Here is a 12,533-nt window from a genome sequence, read left to right as displayed (position 1 = left end):
GCGAATCTTCAGCGGAATCCCAGAAATTCACTTGATGATGGTGGAGGTTGTGATGTCTCAAGACACGACGGACCTGGCCGGGCTGCGGGTCCTGGTGACCGGGGCGGCCGGCGGGCTCGGCCGGGCCATCGCCGAGGCCGTGCACACGGCGGGCGGTCACCTGGTGCTGACCACGCGGGACGCCGACTCGCTGCCCAGGGCCGCCGCCGGTCTCGACCGGGGCCCCGAGGTCGTCACGGCCGTCGCCGACGTCACCAACGACGCCGAGCTGATCAAGGCCGTCGAGCTGGCCACCGAGCGGCTCGGCGGGATCGACGTACTGGTCAACAACGCCGGTGTGCCCGGACCGGCCGGACCTGCCTGGGAGAACGACCCGGCTGAGTGGTGGCACGCCATGGAGGTCAACCTGGGCGGCGCGCTGGCAGCCTGCCGGGCGGTGCTGCCGGGCATGATCGAGCGCGGGCGAGGGCGGGTCGTCACGATCTCCAGTCACGCGGGGCACACCCGCTGGCCGTACGTCAGCGCGTACTCGGTGTCCAAGGCGGCGGTGAACAAGCTGACCGAGAACATGGCCATCGAATTGCTGCCGCACGGGATCACCGCGTTCAGCTACCACCCGGGGATCGTGGACGTCGGCCTCGGGGCGTCCGCGACCGCGACACGGAACAGCGACAACCCGTGGGACCGCCGCATCGAGTCCTGGCTGGACACGCAGCGCGAGGCCGGCCGGTACACGCCGGTCTCGGAGGCGCTCGCCAATCTGCTGCGGCTGATCCGGGGCGAGGCCGACGTGCTCACCGGCCGTTACCTGACCCACGAGGACAACATCGCGGGGCTCGTCGCGGCCACCGCCCACGCCTGACGCACCCCTGTCCGGCACCCGGTCGGCCACTGGCCCTTGCGCGAGGAGCCGGCCATCTGCCCGGGCCTGGCGCGCGACGGCGCCATCGGGGTCACCGTGCTCAGTGGCGCGCCGTCGGCGCGCCAGGCCGTGAAGTCCCGGTCACACCTCTCCGGCAGCGCCCGCCCACACGCGCAATGGACGCGTACGCCGCTCGCCACCCGGTGGAGTGCGCTCGGGAGGCGAGCGGCACCGCGCCGCCCCACTCGCCTCCCATGCTCACGCCCTTCAGCAGACGACCTGCTGCTCAGCGATCGAGCGCGGGCAGGTCGGCCAGGCCGGTCTCGAGCATGATGCGGGTGACCGTCTCGTGCAGGGTGCTGTCGGCGCCGAGGACGGTCTCGACGCCGCCGGGCAGGAGATCGAGGGGCCGGTACCACGAGCGCATCTCGTTCTCGCCGGACTTGTTCGCCTGGGGCTTGGCGGCGTGCCGGGCGAGGGTTTCGGCGAACGGCACGTCCAGGTGGTAGCAGCGGGTCACGCCGCGGTGGTCGGCGCGCGGTCGGGCGAGCATCTCGCCGTAGCGTTCGGCGTACAGGATGCCCGCGACGACGACGTGATACCCGGCGTCCAGCGCGTAGCGGGCGGTCAGGTCGATCAGGCCGATGTTCGCGGCGCCGGGACGGTCGTGTTCCCGGAGGACGACGCGGCGGAGGTTGTCCTGACCGACCAGGGCCAGGCCCCGGCCGACCTCTCACGCGGACCGGCCGCGACGCTCGACTTCCCCGCGATCGACGGGGAAAGCCGGTCGCAGCGGCGTGCGCACAGCGCGCGGAACTCCCGCTGTCCGCGCGGGGTGAAGCAGCGCGAGGGAGTCGGGGGTGTGGAAGAGCGGGTCCCGCAGGACACGGACGGCATCGGCGTACCGGCTGACGAACCACACGCCACCCGTGGGGTTCCGGTGGACCGGGGCGTGTTCCCGCAGCCAGGCGAAGAACGGGGAGGGATCGTGCCTGAGCTGGGGATCCCTGATGGCGTCGAACACGTCCAGCCGGGCGGGGTCCTGGGCCGGGGGAGGGGCTGACGATGCGGTCATGTGTGCCTCGGGTGGTAGGGCGACCAGGAGTACTGGCGGTAGAAGCTCTCTGCCGCCTCGACCCATTCACGCAGCCGCGCGACGCCGTCGAGGAAGTGAGGAAGTACGGAAGACTCACCAGCAGCCGGCTGTGCACGGCCTGACCGTCCCGGCAGCCGCGACAGTCTCCGGACGCGCGGCAGAACTGCACGGTGCTCAGATCCGGCCGGTGCGCGGCGAATTCCGGTAGTACGGGGTTTCCGTTGGCGAGGCGCCGGGTGTGCGGGGTGTCCTTCACCGACGGTGGCGCAGACGTCGTAGCCGAATTCCGCCGGCGTCGCGATGAGGCGGGGGCGATGGGGTTGTCGGTGTCGCGGGCGCTGGAGAAGCTGAAGCTCACCTGGTTGCCATTGTCACGGACGCGGCGGACGGTGTCCTCGATGTGCTCGGCGCTGTCGTCGGAGAGGGCGTAGATGAACACCGCCCGCCCGTCGCCGTGGTAATTGCGCGGGGCCTGTTGGAAAAGCCGCCTTCCCCCGGGTGCGAAAGTCTTTCGTAACCGACGGATTTCCCGTGCTTGTCCTGGCCATGAATCCCGTGTCAGTGTCCCGGCCAGCAGGCGGATCACACACGGCGAGGCGCTCGAAACCCTTTCGTGACGCTCGCGGATCGCCTGGCCCACCCATGCCTGTGGCAGCCGAAAGAAGAGAGACACACCATGCGGGGAATCCCGTTCATCGGAAATTCCGGACGTCCGAGAACACGACGTGCCGTCGCGTCCGCGGTCACCCTGGCGGCGGCCCTGGGCCTTGCCGCCTGCGGGACGTCGGGTCCGTCGACGACGGCGTCGGCGAAGGGCCTGACCATGTGGGCGCTCAACGACCAGACGATCCTGAAGGACTCCGTCGACGCCTACAACAAGGACCACCCGGACGAGAAGATCACTCTGCGGCTGTTCGCGAACGACGACTACAAGCAGAAGCTGCGCGTGGCGTTCGGCGCGAACCAGGCCCCGGACATCTTCTTCAGCTGGGGCGGCGGCGCGCTCGACGACTACGTCAAGGCCGGGAAGGTCGACGCCCTCACCGACGCCCAGGCCGGCACGGACCGGTTCACGCCGAGCGTGATGCAGAGCGCCACCTTCGACGGCAAGGTCTATGGCGTGCCCGCCAACGGCCTGGCCCCGGTCGTCCTCTACTACAACAAGAAGGTCCTCAAGGACGCGGGTGTCGAACCGCCGAAGACGTACGACGACCTGCTGGCGGCCGTGAAGAAGCTGAAGGCGAAGGGCGTGGTGCCCCTGTCGCTCGCGGCCAACTCCAAGTGGCCCACGCTGATGTACCTGGAGTACCTGCTCGACCGCGCCGGCGGCTCCCGCGTCTTCTCGAAGATCGCCTCCGGGGACGCCTCCAGGTGGAAGGACCCGTCGGTCACCAAGGCCAACCAGTACCTCCAGGACTTGGCGAAGACCCGTATCTGGTCGGCGAGATCGGGGAGGCATACGTCACCGGTCTGCAGAGCGCCGGGGTGTACGCCACCCTCAAGCACTTCGCCGGCTACTCCGCCTCCATGGGCGGCCGCAACCACGCCCCCGTGCACGTGGGCCGCCGGGAGCTCTTCGACGTCATCCTGCCGCCCTTCGAACGGCTCGTCGCCGCGGGCGTGGGCTCGGTCATGAACTCGTACGCCGAGATCGACGGCGAGGCACCCGCCGCGAGCCGGTGGCTGCTGACCGATGTGCTGCGGGACGCGTGGGGCTTCGAGGGCACCGTCGTCTCCGACTACTGGTCGCTGCCCTTCCTGGTGAGCGCGCACCGAGTGGCCGCGGACCTGCCCGACGCCGGGGCACTCGCCCTGCGCGCCGGGATGGACGTCGAACTGCCCGACCAGCGTGGCTTCGGCGACGCCCTCGTCCACGCCGTACAGCAGGGCATGGTCGGCGAGGAACTCGTCGACCGCGCGGTGCGGCGGGTGCTGCGGCAGAAGATCGAGCTCGGGCTGCTGGACCCCGACTGGGACCCGAGGCCGCCGGCCCTGCGTGCGGGAGAACTCGACCTGGACAAGCCGGCGAACCGTCAGCTGGCCCACGCCGTGGCGCAGTCGAGCGCCGTCCTGCTGTCGAACGACGGGGCCCTGCCCCTCCCGGCCACCGGCCGTATCGCTCTGATCGGCCCGTGCGCCGACGACGTACGCACCATGTTCGGCTGCTACAGCTTCCCCAACCACGTCCTCGCCGACCGCGACGACCTCGGCAACGGTGTGGAGGCCGTCTCCCTGCGCACCGCCCTGGCCGAGGAACTGCCCGGTGTGCACTGGGAGTTCGTCCAGGGCTGCCCTGTCCGTGACGAGGACCGCTCCGGCATCCCGGCCGCGGTGGCAGCGTGTGCCGCCACCGACCTCACCGTCCTCGTCGTCGGCGACAAGGCGGGCATGTTCGGCATCGGCACCTCCGGCGAGGGCTGCGACGTGGAGGACCTGCGACTGCCGGGCGTACAGGAGGAGTTGGTGGAGGCCGTGCTCGCGACCGGGAAACCGCTCGTGCTCGTCGTCAACAGCGGCAGACCCTACGCCGTCGGCCGGTTCGCCTCCGCCGCCGCGGCCATGGTGCAGGTCTTCCTGCCCGGCGAGGAGGGCGGCCGAGCCGTGGCCCAACTCCTGTCCGGGCGGGCCAACTTCAGCGGCAAGCTGCCCGTGCAGATCCCCGACTCGCCGGGCGGCCAGCCGTACACCTACCTCCATCCGCCGCTCGGCGACCGGCAGAGCTTCCTGTCCAACCTCGACCCGACGCCCGCGTTCCCGTTCGGCCACGGGCTGTCGTACACCACCTTCTCGGTCGATCTCTTGACCGCGGACCGGGAACAGGTGCCCACGGGCGGGGAGTTCACCGTCACCGCGCGGGTGCGGAACACGGGCGCCGTACGGGGTGCGGAAACGGTGCAGCTGTATGCCGTCGACCCGGTCGCCCAGGTCACCCGGCCGGTGCGTTCCCTGCTGGGCTTCGCCAAAGTGGCCCTGGCCCCCGGCGAGCGGGCGACGGTCCGTTTCCACGTCCACACCGACCGGCTCGCCTTCACCGGTCTGGACGGCCGGCGCGTCGTCGAGCCCGGCGAGATCCTGCTGTACGCGGGCTCCTCCAGCCTGGACACACCGGTGCGGGAGACGATCCGGCTCGTCGGTGAGGAGCGGGACGCGACGGTCGTACGCCATCACGCGGTGCCCGTGACCGTCGAACGGGAGTGAGCGGGGCGGCGAGCAGCACACGAGCGAAGGGCTCTCGGCCCTTCGCTCCTCTCACGTGACAGGGACGCGACGCCGCGCGCTCGTCGACGTCCGCAGCACCAGCTCCGTGGCGAGCTCGATGCGCGGGGACGCGGGCGGCCGGCCCTGGGCGAGTTCCAGGAGGACCCGGGTCGCCTCGCGCCCCAGCTCCTCGAACGGCTGGCGCACCGCGCTCAGCGGCGGGCAGGCCATGGCCGCCACCAGCGTGTCGTCGAAGGACATGACCGCCAGGTCGTCCGGCACGGCGAGCCCCTGCCGGCGTGCGGCCTCCAACACGCCGAGCGCCTGCGCGTCGCTGGCCGCGAAGACGGCCGTGGGCGGGTCGTCGGCCCGCAGAATCTGCAGGCCGGCGGTGAGCGCCTCGGCATAGTCGAAGTCGGTCGAGCGCATGATCGCCGGATCGTAGACGATCCCGGCCTCCTCCAGGGCGGCCCGATAGCCGTGGACGCGCGCCGCCCCGGCCAGGGAGTGGGAGCGTCCCGCCACCATGGCGATGCGGGTGTGCCCGAGGCCGAGCAGATGCTGTACGGCCTCCCGGGCGCCGCTCCAGTTCGTCACCCCGATGCTGGGAATGTCCTCCGTGGGCGCGCTGAGCGGGTCGATGAGCACGACCGGCAGCCGCTGCTCCACGATCCGGCGCTGATCCTCCTCGGACAGCATCGAGATCACGATGACGATCCCCGCCGCACCGAGCGCCACGCACTCCTCGAGCCACCCGGAGATCGACCGCCGGTTCGTCGTCCCGGTCACCACGTCGATGCCGAGCTCGCCGGCCGCGTCCACGATGCCCCGCGCGACCTCCAGCGTGTACGGGCCGGACAGGTCCCGGAACACCGCGATGATCTGCCGGGGCGTCGCGGGATCCCGCTCCCACGGGCGGACGTACCCGTACCGGTCCAGCAGCTCCTCGACCCGCGCCCGCGTCGCCGCGCCCACGTCCCGGCGCCGGTGCACCACCTTGGACACGGTGCTGAGCGAGACGCCCGCCTCACCGGCGATGCTCGTCAGCAGACCGTACTGCGCTTCCTGCCGGCCCTTGCCTCGACCTGTCACTCGACGCCCGTTCTCCATGAATCCCGCCGCAACGTAACGGCGTAGGCGGGCGAATGCAAGACCGATGTGCAAGACCGAGGTACGCCGCCTTCTGCCGCTCATTCGGTGGCCCTGGCGTCAATACCCGATGTCGGTCCGTGTGCGAAACACTTTCGGAAACGTGCCGGTGACATGGTCGTGCCGCGTCCCAATACTGTCTCCAGCCGATTCAGGGCTCCCTCGAGCGCAATTGGCATTCCTGGAGCAGCGAGGCAGCGAAGGATTCCTCCATTGACAGAAAAATTGGCGCGGAAGGCTGTCGCCGCGGCGACAGCCGTGGGCATTGGTGTCGTATTCGCCATCGCCTCCGCATCGAGTGCGGCGGCCTATCAGCCGAGCCCGTCGAACCTGTATACGGCGGACAACCCCGCCTCGTGCAACAAGAATCCCTGTGTTCTCTATCCGAAGTCGGCGCAGCTTCCGAGTGGCCGGATCGTGGCGTCGTTCGAGAACAGCCAGGGCGACCCGGTGGGCCAGACACTCCCGGTCTACAAGAGCGACGACGACGGCACGACATGGCAGAAGCTGGCCGACGTCAAGGCTCCCGCCTACCTGTCCGGCGACTCCCGGTACGCGAAGTACACCAGCAACTGGACGAACCCGTACCTCTATGTGCTCCCGCAGGACGTCGGGACCCTGAAGGCCGGCACGCTGCTGCTCGCGAGCGTCGTCTCGGGGGACGACTACTACTACCGGGAGCAGAAGGCCGCCGACCCCACCTGGACCCCGTCCGGTGACGGCGACCGCAAGGGCGTGGCGATCGCCCTGTACTCCAGCACCGATGACGGCGCGACCTGGAGCTTCCAGAACATCATGGCCACCGGCGGATGGCAGGGCGGGGGCGGGACGCACATCTCGACGGCCAACACCGGCGCGCAGCAGGACCCGGTCTGGGAGCCGTACCTCGTCGCCCGGGGCGGCAAGCTCGTCGCCTACTACTCCGACGAGAACGACTACCTCGGATTCGACGCCACCACGGGAGTGCCGACCCTCGACGCGGACAACGACACGGCGTCGGATTCCCGAGGGCAGATCCTCGTGCACAAGACGTGGGACGGCAGCAGCACGTCCTGGAGCCAGGCGGTCGTCGACGTGGCGGGCACCACGGTGAACAACGGCGGCAGGACGGAGATCGGCGGTGGACGCCCCGGCATGACGACGATCGCCCCGACCACCGACGGCAAATGGCTGCTCACCTACGAGTACTGGGGCGGCGGAACGAACGTCCGCTACAAGCTCGCGGACGACCCGCTGAAGTTCTACGCATCCGGTGTGACGGACGCCGCGATCACCTCGCTGCCCGTGCCCTCCGGGGGACGCGCCCTGTCCACGGGCGGCAGCCCCGTACTCCTGCCCATGCCGGACGGACGCATCGTCTACAACGCCTCCGGCAGCGGCAGCGTCTGGGTGAACGAGTCCGGCAGGAGCGACGCCGGCTGGAAGGAGTACCAGACGCCGATCGCCGCCGGGTACAGCCGCAATCTCCAGTATGTCGAGGGCACCGGACGCGTTCTGGTCCTCCAGGCGTCATGGAGCGGCGGGAGCGTCGGCCCCGTGCGCCACGCCGAGGTCGACCTCGGCCGGTCGCAGGGCGACTACTACACGCTCGTCAACCGTCTGACCGGCCAGGTCCTCAGCCCCGACGCCGGAAAGACCCAGGACGCGAACCTCACGGGCAACGTCCCCGACCTCGTCCTGCGCGACGAGGCTGCCACGGACGACTCCCAGCGCTGGCACCTGACGGCCAAGGGCGACGACGTGACCCTGCTCAACAAGGCGGGTGGCCGCTCGGTCGCCATCTGGACCGGCAGCGCGACAGCCGGGCAGAAGCTCGCCCAATGGGTCGACGACGGAGCCACCGACAAGCAATGGACGCTCGTCCCCTCGACCGACGGCTACTACAAGATCCGTTCCGTCCGTAACCCGAGCCTGTTCATGACGGGTGCGACCCAGAGCGGCGCCGTCGACCTGGAAGCGTCGATCGGCGCGTCCGCGAACCCGGCGGCGGACGACGCGCAGGAGTGGCAGCGCGTCCAGGACCCCGCGCCGGCGAACCCCTTCGCGCTGAAGGGCGCCGACTCCGGTCGCTGCCTCGATGTGCCGAACGGCCAGACGGGTGTGCAGGTGCAGATCTGGGACTGCTCCGGGAACCAGAACCAGCAGATCACGGCGACCGACACGGGTGAGCTCCGCGTCCTGGGCAACTGCCTCGCCGCGGCCGGTGACGGCACCACCGCGGGCACCAAGCTCATCCTGTGGCCCTGCAACGGAAAGTCCAGCCAGAAGTGGTGGTTCCGGCTGGACGGATCCGTCATCAACCGCTCCAACGGTCTCGCGGTCGACGTCACCAACTGGGCGACAGCCAACGGATCGAAGGTGCAACTGTGGACGGCCCTCGGCAACGCCACCCAGAGGTGGAGCCGGGATTAGCCCAGTCGTCCGGCAGTCTGTGTCGCTCCTCGGCATCCTCACGGAAGACACCCAGGTGGACGTTGCCGTCACCGGCGTGCCCACAGTCGCCGCGTTCATGTTGTCGGCGGCGCCCTGGGGGACAGGGCGTGCCGGTTCCAAGGCCGCTGGAAAATGGTCACCTCACGGCAGTAGAGGACGAAGGAGCCGGTCCACAGGCCGGTGCCGCGTCCGCGGTCGGCGTAGTCGAGCTTGGACATGGCGAGGGTGAGCAGGCTCGGCAACATGATGCCGCCGCCGAGGCAGTTGATCACGGCGCCGATGGTCAGCACGAGGGGGTCGGGTGCGAGCCAGACCACCGCGAAGCCGAGGGCGCACAGGCCGAAGGCGGTGGGCATCCGGGTTTCCGGGCTGATGCCGGCCTTGGTGAAGACACCGGCGCCGATCACGATCGCGGCACCGGTTCGTCGAGGGCATGCCGCTGCCCATCGAATTCCACCTCGGCACCATCGACGTGCTCCCTGACGGAGACGGCTCACGTGTGGTCTACAGCCAGGAGATCCTTCCGGAGGGCCTGGCGCCCATCGCCGAGCGAGCGATCGGCGACGGAATCGCGGGCATCGTCCGGCACTTCGCCGCACACCCCTGAGACGGACCCGCTCGAGACGGACGCGCCCCCCTCGTTTCCGGCGTAGGCCCGGTTGACTTGTTGGCCGGACAGGGGCGCGCGTGGTGACGGATGGTGCCGCCATCGCCACATTTGTTCGTCCATGTGAACGCCAATTATGTACGGGACTATTGACGCGCTCACGACGCAACCCTACGTTCGCACGGAAACGTCACGTGGAAAGCGCTTTCTAGTCGTCCTGTGCACCGCCGCACCCTGGAGACCCGCCATGCGCCTGAAGCCCCCCACCTCGTCCGTCGCCCTCTCCGGCCTCCTGGCCGGCCTGCTCGTCCTGTCAGCCGGGAACGGCGCGCACGCCGCCGACAGCCGGGTGCGGGCGAGCGACCTGTATGTGGCTGTGAACGGCAGTGACGGCAACCCGGGAACCCTCTCCGCCCCGTTGAAGACGATCCAGCGGGCAGTGGACCTGGCTCAGCCGGGAACCACGATCCAGATCCGGGGCGGTACGTACGCGCCGGGCACGAACATCCAGCTCCTCAAAAGCGGCACGTCCAGCCAGCCCATCACCCTGCGCAACTACAACAGCGAGCGGGTCGTCATCGACGGCGAGAACATGCCGTACACGCCCGGGGCCGTGGGCTCCACGATCCCCCGCTCCGAGCGCGGCGCCATCCACATCGAGGGCGAGTACTGGCGGCTGATCGGACTGGAGATCATCCACGGCCCGTACGGCATCTTCGGACTGGACTCCAGCGACAACGTCTACGACCGTCTCATCACCCGGGACAACTACGAGTCCGGGCTCCACCTCGTGGGCGCGACCAGCAACAACCAGATCCTCAACCTGGACAGTCACGGCAACCGTGACCCGCGCAAGAACGGCGAGAGCGCCGACGGCCTGGCCATCAAGGAGGGCTCCGGCAGCGGCAACGTCGTACGCGGCGCCCGGCTGTGGAACAACTCCGACGACGGGCTCGACTGGTGGATGTTCGAGTCACCGATCCTCACCGAGAACACGCTCGCCTGGGGCAACGGGTTCAACCGGTGGAACCTGCCCGACTACCAGGGCGACGGCAACGGGTTCAAGATGGGCGGCAACGGCGTGGCCGCCGACCACACCGTGCGCAACAGCATGGCGTGGGACAACTCGGCCGGCGGCTTCGTCGACAACAACAACCCGGGCAAGATGAAGATCGACCGCTGCACCGCGTGGGACCACCCGAAGGCCGGGTTCGACTTCAGTCGTTCCTCCAGCACGCTGACGAAGAACCTCGCGGTGGCCAACGGCACCAACGCCTCGTTGGGCTCCCGTTCCATCGGCAGCGGCAACTCCTGGAACCTCGGCGGCACTTGGACATTCGCCAGCACCAACGCGAGCACCATCACCGGACCCCGGACAGCCACCGGCGCCATCCCGTCCTCGACCTTCCTGCGCCCCGGCAACGGCGCGGACGTCGGGGCACGGTTCTGACCTGCTCGCTCCGTAGACCCTCCGAGACCATGACGGAAGGGCCGTCGTCGCGTCTCATCACGACAGCCCTTCCGCTTCCGGTGTTGGCCGACGAGACGGCTCACCCGGGCCCGTCCACGAGAGCCGGAAAAAATTCGGGCGGCGATGTCGAAAACCCGTGCCCGGCTCCGTCCCCGGGGTGAACGCGACCACAATGGGTCGCACAGCACCGAGGAGAAACACGATGGCCAAGTACTTGCTTCTCAAGCACTACCGCGGCGCTCCGACCCCGGTCAACGACGTGCCCATGGACAAGTGGACGCCGGAGGAGATCTCGGCGCACGTGCAGTACATGCAGGACTTCGCGGCCCGGCTCCAGGAGACCGGCGAGTTCGTCGACAGTCAGGCGCTCGCCCCGGAGGGGACGTTCGTCCGGTACGACGGTGAGGGGCGCCCGCCGGTCACCGACGGCCCGTTCGCCGAGACCAAGGACCTCATCGCCGGCTGGATGGTGATCGACGTCGACACCTACGAGCGTGCCGTCGAGCTGGCCGGGGAGTTGTCGGCCGCCCCCGGTGCGGGCGGGAAGCCGATCCACGAGTGGCTCGAGGTGCGCCCGTTCCTGGCCGCGCATGCCAGTTGCATCACGGAGTGACCTCCCGGATGAACGACGCCCTGCTGAGGAGCCTCACGCCGAGCGTCCTGGCCGTCATCGTCCGCCGCGGAGCCGACTTCGCGGCGGCCGAGGACGCCGTACAGGACGCGCTCATCGAGGCGCTCCGCGTCTGGCCGGCCGACCCGCCGCGGGATGCGAAGGGCTGGCTCGTCACCGTGGCATGGCGCAAGTTCCTCGACGCGACCCGGTCGGACGCCGCCCGCCGCCGGCGCGAGGACCGCCTCGACGAGGAACCGGCACCCGGGCCCGCGCCCGCGGTGGACGACACGCTCCAGCTCTACTTCCTGTGCGCCCACCCGTCGCTGACGCCGTCGTCCGCGGTCGCGCTCACACTGCGCGCCGTCGGCGGGCTCACCACCCGCCAGATCGCCCAGGCCTACCTGGTGCCCGAGGCGACCATGGCGCAGCGCATCAGCCGGGCCAAGCGCACCGTCTCGGGCGTGCGGTTCGACCAGCCCGGCGACGTCGCCACCGTGCTGCGCGTCCTCTACCTGGTCTTCAACGAGGGCTACTCCGGCGACGTCGACCTCGCCGCCGAGGCCATCCGGCTCACCCGGCAGCTCGCGGCCGCGATCGACCACCCCGAGGTGGCGGGGCTGCTCGCCCTCATGCTGCTCCACCACGCCCGGGGTGCCGCCCGGACCGCGCCCGACGGCAGCCTGGTGCCGCTCGCCGAGCAGGACCGCGCCCGCTGGGACACGAAGCTGATCGCGGAGGGCGTGGCAATCCTGCAGGCCGCCCTGGCCCGCGACCGGCTGGGCGAATACCAGGCCCAGGCCGCCATCGCCGCCCTCCACGCCGACGCGCCCACCGCCGAGGAGACCGACTGGGTGCAGATCGTCGAGTGGTACGACGAGCTCACGCGCCTGACCGACAGCCCCGTCGTCCGGCTCAACCGCGCGGTCGCCGTCGGCGAAGCCGACGGACCGCGCGCCGGCCTGGCGGCGCTCGCGGCACTGGACGACTCACTGCCCCGCCACGCCGCGGTGGCGGCGTACCTCCACGAACGGGACGGCGACCTGACGACGGCGGCACGGCTGTACGCCGAGGCGGCCCAAAAGGCACCCAACCTCGCCGAGTGCC

At 70.0% G+C, this 12,533-nt stretch carries 9 protein-coding genes and 3 pseudogenes; 8 read left to right on the top strand and 4 right to left on the bottom strand.

Going from position 1 to position 12,533, the window contains the following annotated elements; genetic code table 11:
- The first annotated feature begins 52 nt into the window (after positions 1–52).
- Positions 53–862: an SDR family oxidoreductase gene (locus tag STRIP9103_RS33330; RefSeq protein WP_009328025.1), complete on the top strand. Its 810-nt coding sequence runs from the start codon at positions 53–55 to the stop codon at positions 860–862.
- A 286-nt stretch (positions 863–1,148) separates the two neighbouring features.
- Here the strand turns inward: STRIP9103_RS33330 and STRIP9103_RS33325 are convergent.
- Positions 1,149–1,669, bottom strand: a pseudogene (locus tag STRIP9103_RS33325) (P-loop NTPase family protein).
- Entirely contained in the window at positions 1,596–1,937 is a 342-nt protein-coding gene (locus STRIP9103_RS53590; protein ID WP_086019348.1) for a hypothetical protein, read from the bottom strand. Before STRIP9103_RS53590 ends, STRIP9103_RS33325 begins: the two are co-directional and overlap by 74 nt.
- Before the next feature lie 697 nt (positions 1,938–2,634).
- Here STRIP9103_RS53590 and STRIP9103_RS52170 point away from each other — a divergent pair.
- Both STRIP9103_RS52170 and STRIP9103_RS33310 read left to right on the top strand, forming a co-directional pair.
- Positions 2,635–3,327, top strand: a pseudogene (locus STRIP9103_RS52170) (ABC transporter substrate-binding protein); the annotation flags it as partial.
- Positions 3,240–5,156 (top strand): glycoside hydrolase family 3 C-terminal domain-containing protein, encoded by a 1,917-nt coding sequence (locus tag STRIP9103_RS33310; protein WP_234022364.1) that lies wholly within the window; start codon positions 3,240–3,242, stop codon positions 5,154–5,156. The pseudogene STRIP9103_RS52170 and the gene STRIP9103_RS33310, both read left to right, overlap by 88 nt.
- A gap of 51 nt (positions 5,157–5,207) precedes the next feature.
- On the opposite strand, the gene STRIP9103_RS33305 is transcribed toward STRIP9103_RS33310, so the two are convergent.
- A complete protein-coding gene (locus STRIP9103_RS33305) occupies positions 5,208–6,248 on the bottom strand; it encodes a LacI family DNA-binding transcriptional regulator (protein WP_009328044.1) in 1,041 nt (346 codons plus the stop codon).
- Between the two features lie 270 nt (positions 6,249–6,518).
- Here STRIP9103_RS33305 and STRIP9103_RS33300 point away from each other — a divergent pair, with 270 nt between their 5' ends.
- Entirely contained in the window at positions 6,519–8,717 is a 2,199-nt protein-coding gene (locus STRIP9103_RS33300) for an RICIN domain-containing protein (RefSeq protein WP_374011036.1), read from the top strand.
- A gap of 173 nt (positions 8,718–8,890) precedes the next feature.
- On the opposite strand, the pseudogene STRIP9103_RS47395 reads toward STRIP9103_RS33300, so the two are convergent.
- A pseudogene (locus STRIP9103_RS47395) lies at positions 8,891–9,160 on the bottom strand (MFS transporter); the annotation flags it as partial.
- An 11-nt stretch (positions 9,161–9,171) separates the two neighbouring features.
- On the opposite strand from STRIP9103_RS47395, the gene STRIP9103_RS48580 reads away from it, so the two are divergent.
- From STRIP9103_RS48580 to STRIP9103_RS33275, 4 genes are all read left to right on the top strand, one after another.
- On the top strand, positions 9,172–9,345 hold the full coding sequence (locus STRIP9103_RS48580) for an SRPBCC family protein (protein WP_009328023.1): 174 nt from the start codon (positions 9,172–9,174) through the stop codon (positions 9,343–9,345).
- A gap of 247 nt (positions 9,346–9,592) precedes the next feature.
- On the top strand, positions 9,593–10,795 hold the full coding sequence (locus tag STRIP9103_RS33285; protein WP_009328041.1) for a right-handed parallel beta-helix repeat-containing protein: 1,203 nt from the start codon (positions 9,593–9,595) through the stop codon (positions 10,793–10,795).
- 223 nt (positions 10,796–11,018) lie between these two features.
- On the top strand, positions 11,019–11,429 hold the full coding sequence (locus tag STRIP9103_RS33280; RefSeq protein WP_009328032.1) for a YciI family protein: 411 nt from the start codon (positions 11,019–11,021) through the stop codon (positions 11,427–11,429).
- 8 nt (positions 11,430–11,437) lie between these two features.
- The coding region (locus STRIP9103_RS33275) for an RNA polymerase sigma factor (RefSeq protein WP_048821443.1) at positions 11,438–12,533 on the top strand (1,096 nt) is incomplete at its 3' end.

The organism is Streptomyces ipomoeae 91-03, assembly GCF_000317595.1.
Lineage (GTDB): Bacteria > Actinomycetota > Actinomycetes > Streptomycetales > Streptomycetaceae > Streptomyces > Streptomyces ipomoeae.
The sequence above is the reverse complement of the archived record's forward strand: the minus strand, read 5'-3'. Positions and strand labels throughout refer to the sequence as shown.

Excerpts from the sequence above, each read along its gene's own strand:
- STRIP9103_RS33330 (WP_009328025.1), top strand. The coding sequence starts at position 53 with ATGTCTCAAGACACGACGGACCTGGCCGGGCTGCGGGTCCTGGTGACC.
- STRIP9103_RS53590 (WP_086019348.1), bottom strand. The coding sequence starts at position 1,937 with ATGACCGCATCGTCAGCCCCTCCCCCGGCCCAGGACCCCGCCCGGCTG.
- STRIP9103_RS48580 (WP_009328023.1), top strand. The coding sequence starts at position 9,172 with ATGCCGCTGCCCATCGAATTCCACCTCGGCACCATCGACGTGCTCCCT.
- STRIP9103_RS33285 (WP_009328041.1), top strand. The coding sequence starts at position 9,593 with ATGCGCCTGAAGCCCCCCACCTCGTCCGTCGCCCTCTCCGGCCTCCTG.
- STRIP9103_RS33280 (WP_009328032.1), top strand. The coding sequence starts at position 11,019 with ATGGCCAAGTACTTGCTTCTCAAGCACTACCGCGGCGCTCCGACCCCG.